Source organism: Novosphingobium capsulatum NBRC 12533, assembly GCF_001598375.1.
Classification (GTDB): domain Bacteria; phylum Pseudomonadota; class Alphaproteobacteria; order Sphingomonadales; family Sphingomonadaceae; genus Novosphingobium; species Novosphingobium capsulatum.
In genome coordinates, this window is sequence record NZ_BCYV01000032.1 from 1 (window position 1) to 16,166 (window position 16,166).

Here is a 16,166-nt window from a genome sequence, read left to right on the forward strand (position 1 = left end):
TTCCGAGGTGACCTACCGCATCATCGCCGAACTCGAAGCCGGGCGCCTGCCCTGGGTGCAGCCGTGGGACGCCAGCCGCTGTCCCTGCACGCTGCCCCACAATGCCGGTTCGGGTAGGACTTATTCCGGGATCAATGGTGCGCCGTATCGGCGCGAGAAGAAGGAGGAACAGAATGAACTGTCAGGCCTGCTGGTAATGGCCTGTGTCCACCGGACCAACCTCGGCCAGAAATGGCTGCGACCTCGAAAGAGGCGGGGGACAACAGCATGTCCGGAAAAGGCCCAAAGCGTCGAAGCCATTTGTGACGCGGCAGGTCAGGGCAAGACGGGCATGGCGAAAGCTATACTGCCTGAACCCCAGTTTGCAGCGACTTACACCCGCAGTGGTGCCGTAGAATGGCTGACGCGGCACATCGGATGGTCGGAGAGCGCGATGTTCATGCTCTCCTACCAGCTCGTCCGACGCATCCTCTGTATGGAGGGGCAAGTGAACGAACGGGGCGCCTAAACACGTCGCAACCTCCCTCTCGCGTAAATGCGGGATCGCCTAAACAGGACGGTTTACCCGGACCTGCATGGCGACGGAGCCGTCATAGTACTCAAATGCCGGGTGTAACGACCGGGACAGTCGCCGGGCGACCGGCGGACGATCGACGCGATAAGCGTGGGGCGAGGGCAAGGGGCGCGCCAAGCAGGCGCGCCTGACGGCGCAGGGACGCGACGCGGTGGCCACTTCACAAGGCGCCTGGGAAGAGGCGCAGCGGCGCATGATCGGCGCGTTTGGCCCAGAGCGCTGGGCCGGCGTAGAAGCGGCGCTGGGTGACCTTGTCACGCTGGCACAGGAAAGTCAGGCATGAGCCGCCTGCTGCACAAGACCGGGCTGGTGCCCGCGCGCCTTCACCTGATCCTGATCGTTGCGGCGACATTCCTCGCGCTTTTGGTCTCGGCCGGGCTGCGCGCCACGCCCGGCGTGCTGATGGTGCCTTTGCAGGTCAACTTCGGCTGGGACCGGGCAACGATCTCGTTCGCCGCCGCGATCGGCATCTTTCTCTATGGCCTTGTCGGCCCCTTTGCCGCGGCACTGATGGTTTCGTTCGGCATCCGCCGCACCATGCTGGCCGGGCTCACGCTAATGTCGCTCGCCACCTTTGCCAGTCTGTGGATGCGGCTGCCGTGGCACTATGTGCTGACCTGGGGGGTATTGTCGGGCATCGGCAGCGGCGCGGTTGCCTCGGTGCTGGGCGCGGCGGTGGTCAATCGCTGGTTCGCGACGCGGCAGGGGCTGGTCATGGGCCTGCTGAGTGCCAGCACAGCCACGGGCGCGCTGATTTTCCTGCCATTGCTGGCCTGGCTTTCGCGCGACGGCGCGTGGCGGCCGGTGGTTCTGGCGGTCAGCCTGGTCTGCCTGGCGCTGGTGCCGCTGGTGGCCCTGGTCGTGCCCGAACATCCCGCCGACATCGGCACGCGCCGCTTTGGCGAAGGGCCCGACAGCCCGCCGCCGCCTGCGCCGCGCCAGGCCCGCACCGCCGGCCTGGCGCTCAGCGTGTTGTGGCGCGCGGCGCGGCAGCCGATGTTCTGGCTGCTGTTCGGCACGTTCTTTGTCTGTGGCCTGACCACCAATGGCCTGGTCGGCACGCACATGATCGCGTTCTGCGGGGACCATGGCATTGCCCCGGTGGCCGCTGCCGGGCTGCTTTCGACCATGGGCTTCTTCGACCTGTTCGGCACCACCGCGTCGGGCTGGCTAACCGATCGCTATAATCCGCGCGTGTTGCTGATCGTCTATTACGGGCTGCGTGGCCTGTCGCTGCTGGCGTTGCCGTTCCTCAGCTTCGACACCACCAGTCTGGCGGTCTTTGCCGTGTTCTATGGGCTGGATTGGATCGCCACGGTGCCGCCGACGGTGAAACTCGCCAATGAAGCCTTTGGCGAGCAGGAAGCGCCGATCGTATTTGGCTGGATCCAGACCGGCCACCAATTGGGCGCAGCCTGCGCCGCGTTTGGCGCTGGGGTGATCCGCCAGCACAGCGGCAGCTATGCCCCGGCCTTCGTGGTCGCCGGCATCATGGGCGTGGTCGCCGCCTTGGTGCTGCTCGGCACCTTGCGCCGCGCGCACGCAGCGGCGGGCGCGCCGGTCCCCGCGTGAAGCCGGGGCGGCCCGAACCCTCGGGCCGCCCGCAAGGCTCAGAGGATGCCGCGCCGGTGGTCTTCGCTCAGCTTGAGGATCGGGCGGCCAGGCAGGGTATCGGGCTGCACCCGCTGCCACAGACTTTCCCCGCCTGACGCTGCTGCCTGCTGCTCATGGCGGCAAATCCAGTCTTGTGCGCTTCTGATCCGGCCGGGGTGGATTTCATCGAGCAGGGCATAGTCGCGCGTAATGATCTCGTGCTTCCACGTGTTCCAGAAGCCGGTGAAGTTGTCGCGAAAGGTCATCGTGCTCTTGTCGGCGGGATCGGCATTGTAGCCGGCGGGAAGCGCGGCGATCCCGCCGAAGCGCGCGAAATAGCTGTCCAGGTCCGTATCGACATAGCGCGCGGGATGGCCGGTCACCTGCGTGAACGCGGCAGCCAGATCGGTATAGCGCACCGGCTCGATGCCGACGGCCAGGTCCATGCCATTGGCCCGGTCGCGATGGTCGAACAGCCAGCGCACATAGTGTCCGCAGTCTTCCAGCGCGACGTGGACCACGGCGCCCTGGCCCAGTGGCACGCGCCAGGTCAACACGCCCTCTTCCACGGCCGGTGTCATCGGCGTCTGCGCCGAGAATGCCATTTCCATGTAGGGGCCGGTGGTGAACAGCGCGCTGCCCATGCGCCCGGCGTTGTCGCGGTTCTGCGCCAGGATCCACGCGCCCATGCGGCCCTTGCCGTCATAGTGGCCGGTGCGGAACATCGAGCGGTAGCCGGCCTGCTTGAGCGTGTAATCGAGATTGCCATAGACGAAGAAGCGCACGCCCTCTTCGATCGCGATCTCGTAGGCGCGGATCGCCCAATAGGTCTCGGTCTTCTCGCCGGTGTTGAAGCCATCGATGTTGAGGAACACGCCCTGGCAAGCGCGCATCCCGGCGCGCAGCACGGCCTCATCGGCAAACGTGCCTTCCAGAAAATCGACTTGGTCCCATTGCGCCAAAGCGCGTGCCCGAGCCGAGTTCTTGTCACGAGTCAGCGCCAGAACCTGGTAGCGGCCATCCTGCACCAGTCCGCGGACCACCGGAAGCCCCTGGGCGCCGGTGGCACCGACGACGAATATGCGGGAAATTTCATCCATGCGTGACTCCTGGGTTGCAAGGTAGAGAGCCGACTCTCATGATGAGAGCCTAATTGCTCTAATAATAAGAGTCACGGGATTTCGGAAAGGCGCCGACGATGCGATCCAAGAGTTTTGACGGCATGGCCTGCTCGATTGCCGAAGTCATGGCCGCGGTGGGAGACCGCTGGGGCCTGCTGATCATGCGTGATGTGCTGCTGGGGCTGACCCGCTATGACGATCTACGCCGCTCGACCGGGGCAACCAACGCGACCTTGTCGGACCGGCTCAAAAGCCTGGAAGAAGCCGGGCTGATCGAGAAGAGGCTCTACCAGGCGCGCCCGCCCCGCCATGACTATGTGCCCACGCTGCGTGGGCAGGATCTGGCCTTGCTGCTCCAGGCGATGGTGCAGATCGGGGATACGTGGCGCCGCCGTGCCGGGCAGGACGCGCCGCTGCGGATCGAGCAGGCCACGTCAGGGCGGCCCGTGCAACTGGTGCTTGCCGATGCCGAAACCGGGATGCCGACCGGCGCAACGCCGTTGCGCGTGGCGCCGGGACCCGGTGCTGACGAGGCCATGCAATGGCGTCTGGCCATGGGGGCCGAGACGCGGGCCATGCGGGTGGCTCCGGAAGGCCAAGCAGGCGGTGATTTGCTGTGAGGGGGCTCCCAATCTGAACCGCGGTCGCTACCCTAGAGCAGAGCAGTTTATGCCGTTGCCCGCGTGTACCGCTCCCGCTTGGCCTGCGTGGCGCGGCGTGCCTGGGCAAGGGCTTGCTCCTCGGTGGCAAATAGCAGGCCGTCGAGCACGGCGGCGAGGTGGGCACGCATGGCGGCGCGGGCCGCGTTGGCATCGCGGCTGCGCAAGGCATCGAGCACCGCGCAATGCTCTTCCACCACGGGCTTTACATTGGCGGTGCGTGCCTTGCTGTGCAGCAGAGCGGCTTCGGGCGAGGTCTGGCGCAAGTCCCACAGTTGCTCGATCGCATTGTAGATGGCCGAGTTGCGGGTCGCGCGGGCGATGGCCAGGTGGAATTCGCGATCGGCGCGTTCCGTTCCGGCGGGATCGTTGTTTTCCTGCGCAATATCATCGACCAGGCGCGCAACCTCGGTCAGCTCTTCATCGGTGATCTGGGTGGCGGCGAGCGCGGCCGCTTCGCCTTCGAACAACAGGCGCGCCTCGGTCAGCTCGAACGCCGAGACATCGAAACCCGGGCGATCGCCCTCGTTGGGCAGGCGCAGGACATAGGCCCCCGAACCCAGCCTGACTTCCACGAAGCCCTGCACTTCCAGCGCGATCATCGCCTCGCGCACGGTAGGCCGGCTTACGTCGAAGCGCAGCGCCAGTTCGCGCTCTGCCGGAAGCCGGGTGCCCACCGGAAAGCGCCCCGCGGCCAGTTCCTCGACCAGCGATCGGGCCACGTCCTGGTACAGTCGCTCGCTGGTTTTGCCGTTCGTCATGACGCCTCGTTTTTTGGTAATACCAATTTTCAAAACTTGACAGACCGAAATCGGTCGATCAATCGGTCTTACCACAATTGAATCGCTTTGTGAGGCCCAACGAACATGAAGATCACCGGTGCGCGCGTCATCGTCACCTGCCCGGGGCGCAACTTCGTGACGCTCAAGATCGAAACCGATCAGGGCGTCTATGGCATCGGTGATGGCACGCTCAACGGGCGCGAGCTTTCGGTGGTGGCCTATCTGGAAGAGCACGTCATTCCCTGCCTGATCGGCATGGACCCGCGCCGCATCGAAGATATCTGGCAGTATCTCTACCGTGGCGCCTATTGGCGGCGCGGCCCGGTGACGATGCGGGCAATCGCGGCGGTCGACATGGCGCTGTGGGATATCAAGGGCAAGATGGCCGGCATGCCGGTTTACCAATTGCTCGGCGGGCGCAGCCGCGACGGGATCATGGTCTATGGTCATGCCAATGGCAGCGACATTGCCGAAACGGTCGAGGCGGTCGGCCACTATATCGACCTGGGCTACAAGGCGATCCGCGCCCAGACCGGGGTTCCCGGCATCAAGGATGCCTATGGCGTGGGCCGGGGCAAGCTCTATTACGAGCCGGCCGATGCCGCGCTGCCCTCGGTGACCGGGTGGGATACGCGCAAGGCGCTGAACTATGTGCCCAAGCTGTTCGAGGAACTGCGCAAGACCTACGGCTTTGACCACCACCTGCTGCACGATGGCCACCACCGCTACACACCGCAGGAGGCGGCCAACCTTGGCAAGATGCTCGAGCCCTATCAGCTGTTCTGGCTGGAGGATTGCACGCCTGCGGAAAACCAGGAGGCGTTCAAGCTGGTGCGCCAGCATACGGTGACGCCGCTTGCCGTGGGTGAAATCTTCAACACGATCTGGGACGCGAAGGACCTGATCCAGAACCAGTTGATCGATTACATCCGCGCGACCGTGGTCGGCGCCGGCGGCCTTACCCACCTGCGCCGCATTGCCGATCTTGCCAGCCTCTACCAGGTGCGCACCGGCTGCCATGGCGCCACCGACCTGTCGCCGGTGACGATGGGCTGCGCGCTGCATTTCGATACCTGGGTGCCCAACTTCGGCATCCAGGAATACATGCGCCACACGCCCGAGACCGACGCGGTCTTCCCGCATGACTACCACTTCGAGCACGGCGAATTGTTCTGCGGCGAAACCCCGGGGCACGGCGTCGATATCGATGAAAAGCTGGCGGCCAAGTATCCCTACAAGCCCGCCTATCTTCCGGTCGCCCGCCTCGAAGACGGCACGATGTGGAACTGGTGACGGCCTGAAGCACCGCCGATAACAACGAACGAGAGGGTCTACCGTGAAGGCAAACTGGCTTGCAGGACTGGCAATTGGCGCGTTGCTTGCGGTGACGGCGCAGGCCAGGGACGGGGGTGCTGCGGCTGCGGCAACGCAGGCTGGCGCTGAGGCGCGCACCGCCGTTGTCCTTGCCGATGGTTGGCGCTTTATCCAGGGTGACCCGGCCGGCGCGGCGCAACCGGCGTTTGACGATGCCGCGTGGCAGCCCGTGCGGGTGCCGCATACCTGGAACCGGATCGGCTATTACGAGCCCCGGGTCGGGGTGGGGCCCAACACAGCGGGCACGGTCGCCAAGTATCAGGGCGTGGGCTGGTATCGCCTTCGTTTTCCCTCGCCGGCACGGGCCAGCGGCGAGAAGGTGTGGCTGGAGTTCGATGCCGCAAGCCGCATTGCCGAAGTCTGGGTGAACGGCGTCAGGCTCGGCTCCCACGCCGGTGGGTTCAGCCGTTTTCGCTTTGATGCCACGCCGGCCCTGCGCCCGGGCGCCAGCAACATCGTTGCCGTGCGCGTGGACAACAGCGCGCCCGTCGCCGGCAGCGCCACGGCCGACGTTTTGCCCTTGAGCGGCGATTTCTTCGTGCGCGGCGGGCTCTATCGGCCGGTGCGCGTGATTGTCACCAATCCGCTGCATATCGACCTGCTCGACCACGGCGGGCCGGGTGTTTATGCCACGACGACCAGCATTTCTGCCGGCGCGGCGCAGGTCCGTGTCCGTACCCGCCTGGCCAACGACACCGGGCGCGTGGCCAATGGCGCCGTGGTGGCGCGCCTGGTCGATGCCCAGGGGCGCGTTGCTGCCCAGGCCCGCGCGGTCTTTCGCCTGCCGGTAGCCCAGGTATCGGAACAGCAGCAGGACCTGGCGGTGGCCAGGCCGCATCTGTGGCAGGGCACCGCCGATCCCTACCTCTATCGGCTGATCGTCGACGTCGTCGATGGACGCGGCCGCGTGGTCGACACGGTCGCGCAACCTTTCGGGATCCGCCAGGTCAGCATCGATCCGCAACGCGGTTTCCTGCTCAACGGCAAGGTGCTGGCCCTGCACGGCGTGGGGTTGCACCAGGATACCGAAACGTCTGACTGGGCGATGAGCGAGGCGGATATCGCCAGGACGTTCGCCACGATCCGCGACATGGGGGCCAACACCATACGGCTTACCCATTACCAGCACGGCGAGACGATCCACACGCTGGCAGATCGCTATGGCCTGGTGCTGTGGGACGAGATTCCGCTGGTCACGCAATGGACCCAGGGTGAGGCGATCAACCCCACCACGGCACTGGTGGGCAATGCGCAGCAGCAGCTTGCGGAATTGATCCGCCAGAACTTCAATCATCCCGCGGTGGCGTTCTGGGGCGTGGCCAACGAGGTTGATTTCGGGCCCAATCGCCCGGATTTCCTGGGCAAGCCACCCGCGGCGATTGCCGATCCCAAGGCGCTGGTCCGTCTGCTCGACCAGCAGGCACGCCAGGACGACCCTTCGCGCCCGACGGTCATGGCGGCGTGCTGCCAGGGTGATCCGGCTGCCCCCGACATCGTCGGTTTGACGCAAGCCACGGCGGTAAACCGGTATTACGGCTGGTATTATGGCAAGCCCGCAGGGATCGGCCCCTATCTTGATGGCCTTCGCGCCAAGTATCCCCATCAGCCGCTCGCCCTTTCCGAATATGGCGCCGGCGGCGCGCTGACCTACCAGACCGATGACCCCGCCGGTGGCCCGGCCGACATAGCCGGGCCGCGCCAACCGGAAGGGTATCAGGCCTGGGTCCACGAGCAGACCTGGCCCTTGCTGCGCGATCGGCCATGGCTGTTTGGGACGTGGCTGTGGAACGCGTTCGATTTCGGCTCGACTGTCCGGCGCGAGGGGGACTCGGTCGACGTCAACACCAAGGGCCTGGTCACCTATGATGGCACGATCCGCAAGGACGCGTTCTATTATTACCGGGCCAACTGGTCTGCCGCGCTCACCGTGCATATCACTGGGCGTCGCTACACCCAGCGCGCCTACCCGGTCACTGACGTGCGGGTCTATAGCAATGCCCCGCGCACCGAACTGGCGCTCAACGGGCGCAGCCTGGGGGGCAAGACCGATTGCCCGAACCGGGTCTGTGTCTGGTCAGGCGTGGCGCTCGCCGCGGGCACCAATGTTCTGACGGCGACAGGGCAATTCGCGACGGGCGCGGTGGCGGATCGGATCGAATGGCAATTGGCCGGTGCCCAGGCCGGCGCATTCCGGATCGACGCGGGCGCCCTGGTCGCGGCGCATGCGCCCAATGCCGTGTTCGGATCGGATGCGTTCTTCAGCGGCGGAACGGCGCGGTCGGTGGATGTCTTCGCCCGTGGCCGCGCGCCCGTCCGCCCCGACATTGCCGGCACGCGCAACCGCGATCTGGCCGCAACGTTCCGCGCGGGAGCGTTCAGCTATCGCATTCCCACCGGCCCCGGCACGTTCACCGTGTCGCTGACCTTTGTCGAGCCTGCGGAACAACCGGGCAGCCGCATCTTTGACGTCGCGGCCAATGGCCAGGCCATGCTCAAGGGTTTTGACATTGCCGGCGCCGCAGGTGGGCCGCTGACCGAAGTGACGCGCTCGTTTCCGGTCACGGCGACAGACGGCGTGGTGACGATCGATTTCGTGCCGGTGAAGGGCGAGGCGGTCGTCTCTGCCATCACTGTCCTGCCGCGTCGCTGAACCATGGTGGAACCTGCCTTCGATGTGGTCTGCGTGGGTGAAGCCATGGTCGAACTTGCCGACGCAGGGGCCGGGCGTGGCTTTGGCCAGGGCGGCGACGCGCTCAATACCGCGTTGCATCTGGCACGCAGCGGATGGCGCACCGGCTTCCTGACGGCGCTGGGCAACGATCCCTTCAGCCAGGATCTGCGCACGGGATGGGTGGCCGAAGGGCTCGATGTGTCGCTGGTGCTGGCCCATCCCACCCGCGCCGTGGGCCTCTACGCCATCCGCACCGATGGCGATGGCGAGCGTTCGTTCCACTACTGGCGCGATGCCAGCGCTGCGCGCGACATGTTTGCCCTGCCGGGCATGGCAGCGGCCGTTGCCCTGGCCGAAGCGGCCCGCGTCCTGGTGTTTTCGCTGATTTCGCTTGCCATCCTGCCGGCCGAGGGGCGCGGCGCCTTGCTCGACCTGGCGGCAAGAGTCAGGGCGCGGGGCGGCCTTGTCGCGTTCGACGGCAACTATCGCCCGCGGCTGTGGCCCAGTGCCGGCGAAGCGGCATCCTGGCGCGATGCCGCGATCGCGCGGGCCGATATCGGCTTTCCCACGCTGCAGGACGAGGACGATATCTCGCCCACCACCCTGGAGGCGTGCGCCAGCCACTGGCAGCGTCTGGGGTGCCAGGAGGTGATCGTCAAGCTGGGCGCGCGGGGGTGCCGGCTGCCCGATGGCACGATCCTGCCGCCACCCCAGGTGGTGCGGCCAGTGGACACCAGCGGGGCGGGCGACGCCTTCAACGCCGGTTACCTGGCGGCAAGGCTGCAAGGCCTGGCGCCGCGCGACTGCGGCCTGGCCGGCCATCGCCTGGCCGCCGCCGTGGTTCAGCAGGCCGGCGCCATTCCGCAGCTGGACCGGGCGGCCTACGCGCCGCTGGCCCCGGCAACCCGCGCCTGAACCAGGGACATCGACACATGGCAAAAGGTCAGTTGCGCTGGTGGATGATCGGCTTGGTCACGCTGGGCACGATCATGAACTATCTTGCCCGCTCGACGCTGTCGGTGGCGGCGCCGACGCTGAAAGACAGCTTCGGCATGACGACCGAGCAATACAGCTGGGTCGTCCTGGCGTTCCAGGCAAGCTATACTGTGATGCAGACCGTGGCCGGCACCGTGCTTGATGTGCTTGGCACACGGCTGGGGTTCTTCATCTTTGCGCTCGGCTGGGCGCTGGCCAACATGGGGCACGCTTTCGCCACCGGCTGGCCCAGCCTGGCCGTGTTTCGCGCAGCCCTCGGCGCCACCGAAGCGGCGGCCATTCCCGCCGGTGCCAAGGTGGTTTCAGAGTGGTTTCCGGCGCAAAAGCGCCCGCTTGCCACCAGCTGCTTTCAAATGGGCACGAGCGTTGGCAGCATGGTTGCGCCGGCCCTGGTGGCGTTCTGCATCCTGTGGTGGGGTTGGCAGTCTGCCTTCCTGGTTACCGGGGCGCTCAGCCTGGCGTGGGCGCTGTTGTGGTGGTTCACCTATCGGTCGCCACGCCCCGAGGAGCGGCCGTTGCATGATCCCGGCGCGGACGTTGCCACCGAGATGGTGTCATCGCGGTTCGATATCCTCAAATCCCGATCGTTCTGGGCGATTGCCCTGCCGCGCTTTCTGGCCGAACCGGCGTGGCAGACTTTCAACTTCTTCATCCCGCTCTACCTCGTCTCGGTATGGAAGCTGGATCTCAAGGCGATTGCGCTGTGGGCCTGGCTGCCTTTCCTGGCTGCCGATTTCGGATCGCTGGGCGCGGGCATCCTGCCGGGCTACCTCATGCGGCGTGGTGCCGGCGTGGTGGCCTCGCGCAAAGTGACCATGGCCGTGGGCGCGCTGTGCATGATCGGCCCGGCCTGCATCGGCCTTGCCGGTTCGCCGGGGCTGGCCATTGCGCTGTTCTGCGTCGGTGGTTTCGCCCACCAGATGCTCAACGGCGCGCTGATCACGCTGTGCGCCGATTTGTTCAATTCCCGCACCGTTGGCACGGTAAGCGGCATGGCGGGATCGATCGCGTGGATCGGTGGCATGCTGTTCACGCTCGCCATTGGCAAAAGCGCCGACGTCTTTGGCTACAACCCGCTGTTCGTCGCGCTGTCGCTCATGGACATGATTGGCGCGGCGCTGCTGTGGGTGCTGCTCACCACCAAGCCAACGGTTTCAGCGGCATAGAGGCGCGCGGCTTATTTGGGCAACGTTGGTACGATCGCGATCGCGCTGGCGCCGCCCATTCCGCCTAAAGCGCGGTGACGATATCCACGTTGTGCCGCTGCACCAGGCGGGTGCGCTCGTCATCCGCGATCGTGTCGGTCACGAACAGGTCGATATCCGAGAGCGAGCCGATCCGCGCCGGGGCCTGGCGTTCGAACTTGGTTGCGTCGGCCACCAGCATGACCTTGCGCGCCTGGGCGATGATCGTCTGGCTGACGGTCACCTCGTTGATATCGAAATCCAGCAGATCGCCATCGGCATCGAGCGCGCTGGTGCCGATCACCGCATAATCGACCTTGAAGCCCTTGATGAAATCCACCGTCAGGCTGCCGATCACCGCGCGATCGTTGGCGCGCAGGCGGCCGCCGGCCACGATCACTTCGATCCGGCTGTTCTGGGCCAGGATATCGGCAACGTTGAGGTTGTTGGTCACCACCAGAAGATGCTCGTGATCGAGCAGGTTGCGCGCCACCGCCTCTGTCGTGGTGCCGATGTTGAGGAACAGCGAGGCATTGTTGGGCAGCAACTGCGCCGCCTTTTGCCCGATCGCGTCCTTGGCATGGGCAGCGATCGCCCGGCGGGTGGAATAGCCGATGTTGTCGAGCCGGGATTCAAGCATGGCCCCGCCGCGCACGCGGGTGAGCAGGCGCCGGCTGGCCAGCAGATCGAGATCCTTGCGCACGGTCTGCTGGGTCACGCCCAGAACCTGGGCGAGTTCCTCTACCCCGGCAAAGCGGGCGCCTTGCAGGTATTCGACAAGGCTGCGGTGCCTGATCGCGGCAAGATCGGCCAAAACTGCTCCTCCAGGCCAGCGCGCCGCACCGTGCGGCCCGCTCGGGCGTGATCCTACCCTTGGCGCGCTTGCCACCATTGGGCAAGCCAGGCATCGATCCGGGGCAGGGCGTCGGGCGACAGGCGCAGCAGCAGTTTGCTGCGCCGGGCGACGACATCCTCGGCCGTCATCGCCCATTCGTGCTGCGCCAGATAGGCCAGCTCGGCGGCATGGAGCCCGCCGCCGAAATCCTCGCCCAGGTCAGCCAGGGTCTGTGCCGAGGCAAAGATCTGCCGCGCCCGCGTGCCATAGGCGCGGGCCCAGCGGGTGAGCAGGGGGCGCGGCAGGGCGGGGCGTTCCTGGCAGAAGCGATCGACCAGATCGGCAAAGCCATCGGCCGGAAAATCGCCGCCGGGCAGGGTTGCGCCCGCCGTCCAGGCATCGCGCGCCTGGGGAAAGGCGGGGCCCAGCTTTTCCAGCGCATGCTCGGCCAGCTTGCGATAGGTGGTGATCTTGCCGCCGAACACGCTGAGCAGCGGGGCCTGGCCATCGCGCTGATCGAGATCGAGCACATAGTCACGCGTGACGGCCGAGGCATTGCTGGCCTTGTCGTCATAGAGCGGGCGGATGCCGGAATAGGTCCAGACGATATCGTCCACGCCCACCGGCCGCGTGAAGTGGCGGCGCACCACGTCGAGCAGATAGTCGCGTTCGGCCGGGCTGATCGTGGCGCGGCCCGGCGCCTGGTCCCACACTTCGTCGGTCGTGCCGATCAGCGTGAAATCCTGCTCATAGGGAATGGCAAAGACCACGCGCCGATCGTTGTTCTGCAGCAGGAAGGCGTGATCACCGTCATAGAGCCTGGGCACCACGATATGGCTGCCCTGGATCAGGCGCATGGCGCGATCCTGCGGCGCGCCGGCGATGCGGCCCAGCACTTCGGCCACCCAGGGCCCCGCCGCGTTGACCAGGCCGCGCGCCTGCACGCGGTGTTCCTGCCCATCCGCATCGCGGATCGTCGCCAGCCAGTGGCTGCCCTCGCGATGGGCGGCCAGCAGGCGGGTGCGGGTCAGCACGGTGGCGCCGCGGGCGCTGGCATCCATGGCGTTGAGCACCACCAGCCGGCTGTCTTCCACCCAGCAGTCGGAATAGACGAAGGCGCGGCCCTTGACCGCATCGGTCAGACCGTTGCCGAGATGATCGCGCGCCAGATCGGCCGAGCGGGTTGCCGGCAGGCGCTTGCGGCCGCCGAGGTGATCATAGAGCCACAGCCCCAGCCGCACCATCCAGGCCGGGCGCACCGCGCCGCGCTGGGGTAGCACGAACGACAGCGGCCAGATGATGTGCGGCGCCATGGCCCACAGCCGCTCGCGCTCCATCAGCGCCTCGCGCACCAGGCGGAATTCGCCATATTCGAGATAGCGCAGCCCGCCATGCACCAGCTTGGTGCTGGCCGAAGAGGTGTGCGCGGCCAGGTCGTCCTGCTCCACCAGCAGCACCGAAAGGCCGCGCCCGGCGGCGTCACGCGCAATGCCGGCGCCGTTGATGCCGCCGCCAACGATCAGCAGGTCATAGGTCGAAAGGGACGGGTCGTGCGTCATTGTTGTGCCTTTGTCGCCTGCGTTGCGCAGGCCTTCGAGCGTCTGCGTTTACTGCACTACGCATTCGGAAGCGAGAGGTTTCGCGTAACTTCGCGCTATTTCGCAAGCAAATCGCGCCATTTCGCGCTGCGGTGGCTGCGCCTAAGGATCGGGTGTGGCTAGTTGGTATTTATATAAATAACTGCAAAACATGAAATAATATAGAGTTTCACGGGGCGCTCCACAGTGCGTGATAAAGCAGGATTCTCGCGCTGCCCTGCTGCAAGCGCGAAAGCGAACTTTCCCATTGACGTGCCCGCCAAAGCCGGTACCACCCTGGATCGGTAACGACGGGCAAAGCCAACAACCGCCCGGTCACCCCGCACAGAGGATAGCCATGAGCCCGCGCAAACGCTTGATCGGAGAATTGTTGTCCGAATTCATCGCGGTGATGATCATCATCACGCTGGGCGATTCGGCGGCGGCGATGATCACGCTCTATGATCCCAGTCCCTATGCCACGGCCTATTGGGGGGTGTGCATCGCCTGGGGCCTGGCGGTCACGCTGGCGATCTATGTTACCGGTGCGGTTTCCGGCACCCATGCCAACCCGGCGGTGACGCTAGCCCTGGTGCTGTTTCGCGGGTTCGAGGCGCGCAAGGCGCCGCTTTATATCGTGGCGCAGATCGCGGGCGGGTTCGTCGGGGCGGCGCTGGTCTATCAACTGTTCCAGCCGGTGATCGATCACTACAACACCCTGCACGGGGTGACGCGCATGGACGGTGGCGCCGCTGGCGTGTTCTTCACCCATCCCGGCCAGTTCATCACCCCGATGCATGCCTTCTGGGACGAGGTGATCCTCACCGCGATCCTGCTGCTGGGCATCTTTGCCATCACCGACCAGGCCAATACCCAGGCGCCCATGGCCAATTCCGGCGCGCTGGCGATCGGTTTGCTGGTGGCCTGCATCGGCGCCTGTGGTGGCTTTCTCGAAGCCTGGCCGCTCAACCCGGCGCGTGACTTTGGTCCGCGCCTGTTCTGCTTCTTTGCCGGATGGGGCCCGGCGGCCTTCCCGTCGCCCGACAACTATTGGTGGATCCCCATCGCGGCGCCGATCCTGGGCGGGATCGTGGGCGCTGGCCTCTACCAGGCCGCGATCCGCCCGTTCCTGCCGGCTTCGGCCTGACCCATTCCTTGCGCCGGGCTGCGGCGCCACACAGGACAAGACCCATGACCCAACCCCGCCACATCCTTGCGATCGATCAGGGCACCACGTCCACCCGCTGCATCGTGTTCGATGCGCAGGCGCGGGCCTGCGCCACCAGCCAGCGCGAATTTGCCCAGCACTATCCCCAGGCCGGCTGGGTGGAGCACGATCCCGAAGACATCTGGCGCGATACGCTGGAAACCGCGCGCGAGGCGATCGCCCAAAGCGGGCTGGGCGCCGCCGCGATTGCCGGCATCGGCATTACCAACCAGCGCGAAACCGTGGTCATCTGGAACCGCGAAACCGGCCGGCCGATCCACAACGCGATTGTCTGGCAGGACCGCCGCACCGCCGCCGCGTGCCAGGCGCTCAAGGACCAGGGCGTGGAAGACATGGTGCGCAGCCGAACCGGCCTGCTGCTCGATCCCTATTTTTCGGGCACCAAAGTGGCATGGCTGCTCGACAACGTGCCCGGCGCGCGCGCCGATGCCGAGGCGGGCCGCCTGGCCATGGGCACGATCGACTGCTTCCTGCTGTGGCGGCTGACCGGCGGCGCGGTGCACGCCACCGACATCACCAACGCCTCGCGCACGCTGCTGTTCGATATCCATCGCCAGCAGTGGGACGAGGAACTGTGCCAGTTGCTGCGCGTGCCGATGGCGATCCTGCCGCAGGTGACCGACAACAGCGGCATCTTTGGCCATACCGCGCCCGATCTGTTCGATGCGCAGATCCCGATTGCCGGCCTGGTGGGTGACCAGCAGGCGGCGCTGTTCGGCCAGGCCTGTTTCGAGCGGGGCATGGCCAAGTCCACCTATGGCACGGGCTGCTTCATGCTGCTCAACACGGGCGAGACGGCGCCGGTGTCGCGCAACCGCCTGCTCACCACGCCGGCCTACCGCCTCAACGGCAAGACTACTTATGCGCTGGAAGGCTCGATCTTCGTGGCGGGCGCAGCGATCAAGTGGCTGCGCGACGGGCTGGGCATCATCACCCACGCGCGTGAAACCAACGACATGGCCACCAAGGTGCCCGATAGCCACGGGGTCTATATGGTGCCGGCCTTCGTCGGCCTGGGCGCGCCGCACTGGGACCCGGACGCGCGCGGGGCGATCTATGGCCTGACGCTGGGCGCCACGCCCGCGCATCTGGCGCGCGCCGCGCTGGAGGCGGTGGCCTATCAATCATGGGATCTGCTCGAGGCGATGGCGCGCGACAGCGGCGCCGCGCCGGCGGCGATGCGGGTGGACGGCGGCATGACGGCCAACGACTGGCTGTGCCAGTTCCTGGCCGACATGCTGCAGGTGCCGGTGGAGCGCCCGGAAAACCTGGAAACGACCGCGCTGGGTGCGGCGTTCCACGCTGGCCTAGCCACCGGCGTGTGGAGCGGGCTCGACGATCTTTCCCGCACCTGGCGCGGCCGCGACGTGCAGCAACCGGCCATGCCGGCAGAGCGGCGTGAGCCGCTGATCGCCGGCTGGCGCGACGCCTTGCGCCGCACCTTGACGCATCCTGCGCCGGACGCGGCATGACGATGGCCTAATTCGGCATCAACCATGCGTTGCGCCGCGTTTCGCCAATTGTGAGGAATGTTTGCCTGCGCTAGCCTGTCCACCGGCCGCTTTCCGGCCC

At 66.3% G+C, this 16,166-nt stretch carries 13 protein-coding genes and 1 pseudogene; 10 read left to right on the plus strand and 4 right to left on the minus strand.

What is annotated here, in order from left to right; genetic code table 11:
* Nucleotides 1-7: 7 nt before the first annotated feature.
* The 3 genes and pseudogenes from SCA01S_RS21965 to SCA01S_RS20220 form a co-directional block, all read left to right on the plus strand.
* Nucleotides 8-136 (plus strand): annotated as a pseudogene (locus tag SCA01S_RS21965) (ArdC-like ssDNA-binding domain-containing protein); the annotation flags it as partial.
* Nucleotides 137-725: 589 nt separating this feature from the next.
* Nucleotides 726-857, plus strand: coding sequence for a hypothetical protein (locus SCA01S_RS22975; RefSeq protein WP_255420083.1), 132 nt, complete (start codon nucleotides 726-728; stop codon nucleotides 855-857).
* On the plus strand, nucleotides 854-2,146 hold the full coding sequence (locus SCA01S_RS20220; protein WP_062788535.1) for an MFS transporter: 1,293 nt from the start codon (nucleotides 854-856) through the stop codon (nucleotides 2,144-2,146). Before SCA01S_RS22975 ends, SCA01S_RS20220 begins: the two co-directional genes overlap by 4 nt.
* A gap of 38 nt (nucleotides 2,147-2,184) precedes the next feature.
* Here the strand turns inward: SCA01S_RS20220 and SCA01S_RS20225 are convergent, their stop codons facing one another.
* The gene (locus SCA01S_RS20225; RefSeq protein ID WP_062788537.1) at nucleotides 2,185-3,267 is read right to left on the minus strand and encodes an NmrA family NAD(P)-binding protein; all 1,083 of its coding nucleotides are present in this window, start codon (nucleotides 3,265-3,267) and stop codon (nucleotides 2,185-2,187) included.
* 98 nt (nucleotides 3,268-3,365) lie between these two features.
* Between SCA01S_RS20225 and SCA01S_RS20230 the strand changes: the two genes are divergently transcribed.
* Entirely contained in the window at nucleotides 3,366-3,908 is a 543-nt protein-coding gene (locus SCA01S_RS20230) for a winged helix-turn-helix transcriptional regulator (RefSeq protein ID WP_022675660.1), read from the plus strand.
* 47 nt (nucleotides 3,909-3,955) lie between these two features.
* Here the strand turns inward: SCA01S_RS20230 and SCA01S_RS20235 are convergent, their stop codons facing one another.
* A complete protein-coding gene (locus SCA01S_RS20235; RefSeq protein ID WP_054132034.1) occupies nucleotides 3,956-4,708 on the minus strand; it encodes a FadR/GntR family transcriptional regulator in 753 nt (250 codons plus the stop codon).
* Nucleotides 4,709-4,813: 105 nt separating this feature from the next.
* On the opposite strand from SCA01S_RS20235, the gene manD reads away from it, so the two are divergent.
* The 4 genes from manD (at nucleotide 4,814) to SCA01S_RS20255 (ending at nucleotide 10,936) form a co-directional block, all read left to right on the plus strand.
* Nucleotides 4,814-6,022 (plus strand): D-mannonate dehydratase ManD, encoded by a 1,209-nt coding sequence (gene manD / locus SCA01S_RS20240; RefSeq protein WP_062788539.1) that lies wholly within the window; start codon nucleotides 4,814-4,816, stop codon nucleotides 6,020-6,022.
* 91 nt (nucleotides 6,023-6,113) lie between these two features.
* A complete protein-coding gene (locus SCA01S_RS20245) occupies nucleotides 6,114-8,753 on the plus strand; it encodes a glycoside hydrolase family 2 TIM barrel-domain containing protein (RefSeq protein ID WP_167542927.1) in 2,640 nt (879 codons plus the stop codon).
* A gap of 3 nt (nucleotides 8,754-8,756) precedes the next feature.
* Nucleotides 8,757-9,689 carry a sugar kinase gene (locus tag SCA01S_RS20250; protein ID WP_062788540.1) on the plus strand — a complete coding sequence of 311 codons (933 nt, stop codon included), beginning with the start codon at nucleotides 8,757-8,759 and terminating at the stop codon, nucleotides 9,687-9,689.
* Nucleotides 9,690-9,706: 17 nt separating this feature from the next.
* Nucleotides 9,707-10,936 carry an MFS transporter gene (locus tag SCA01S_RS20255; RefSeq protein WP_054132036.1) on the plus strand — a complete coding sequence of 410 codons (1,230 nt, stop codon included), beginning with the start codon at nucleotides 9,707-9,709 and terminating at the stop codon, nucleotides 10,934-10,936.
* Between the two features lie 64 nt (nucleotides 10,937-11,000).
* Here SCA01S_RS20255 and SCA01S_RS20260 read toward each other — a convergent pair whose 3' ends face one another.
* Nucleotides 11,001-11,768: a DeoR/GlpR family DNA-binding transcription regulator gene (locus SCA01S_RS20260; protein WP_231627708.1), complete on the minus strand. Its 768-nt coding sequence runs from the start codon at nucleotides 11,766-11,768 to the stop codon at nucleotides 11,001-11,003.
* Between the two features lie 53 nt (nucleotides 11,769-11,821).
* Nucleotides 11,822-13,348 carry a glycerol-3-phosphate dehydrogenase gene (gene glpD / locus SCA01S_RS20265; RefSeq protein ID WP_062788542.1) on the minus strand — a complete coding sequence of 509 codons (1,527 nt, stop codon included), beginning with the start codon at nucleotides 13,346-13,348 and terminating at the stop codon, nucleotides 11,822-11,824.
* A 376-nt stretch (nucleotides 13,349-13,724) separates the two neighbouring features.
* On the opposite strand from glpD, the gene SCA01S_RS20270 reads away from it, so the two are divergent.
* Both SCA01S_RS20270 and glpK read left to right on the plus strand, forming a co-directional pair.
* Nucleotides 13,725-14,513, plus strand: a complete 789-nt coding sequence (locus SCA01S_RS20270; protein ID WP_022678049.1) for an MIP/aquaporin family protein — start codon at nucleotides 13,725-13,727, stop codon at nucleotides 14,511-14,513.
* A gap of 44 nt (nucleotides 14,514-14,557) precedes the next feature.
* A complete protein-coding gene (glpK, locus tag SCA01S_RS20275) occupies nucleotides 14,558-16,066 on the plus strand; it encodes a glycerol kinase GlpK (protein ID WP_062788543.1) in 1,509 nt (502 codons plus the stop codon).
* The last annotated feature ends 100 nt before the right edge of the window (nucleotides 16,067-16,166 follow it).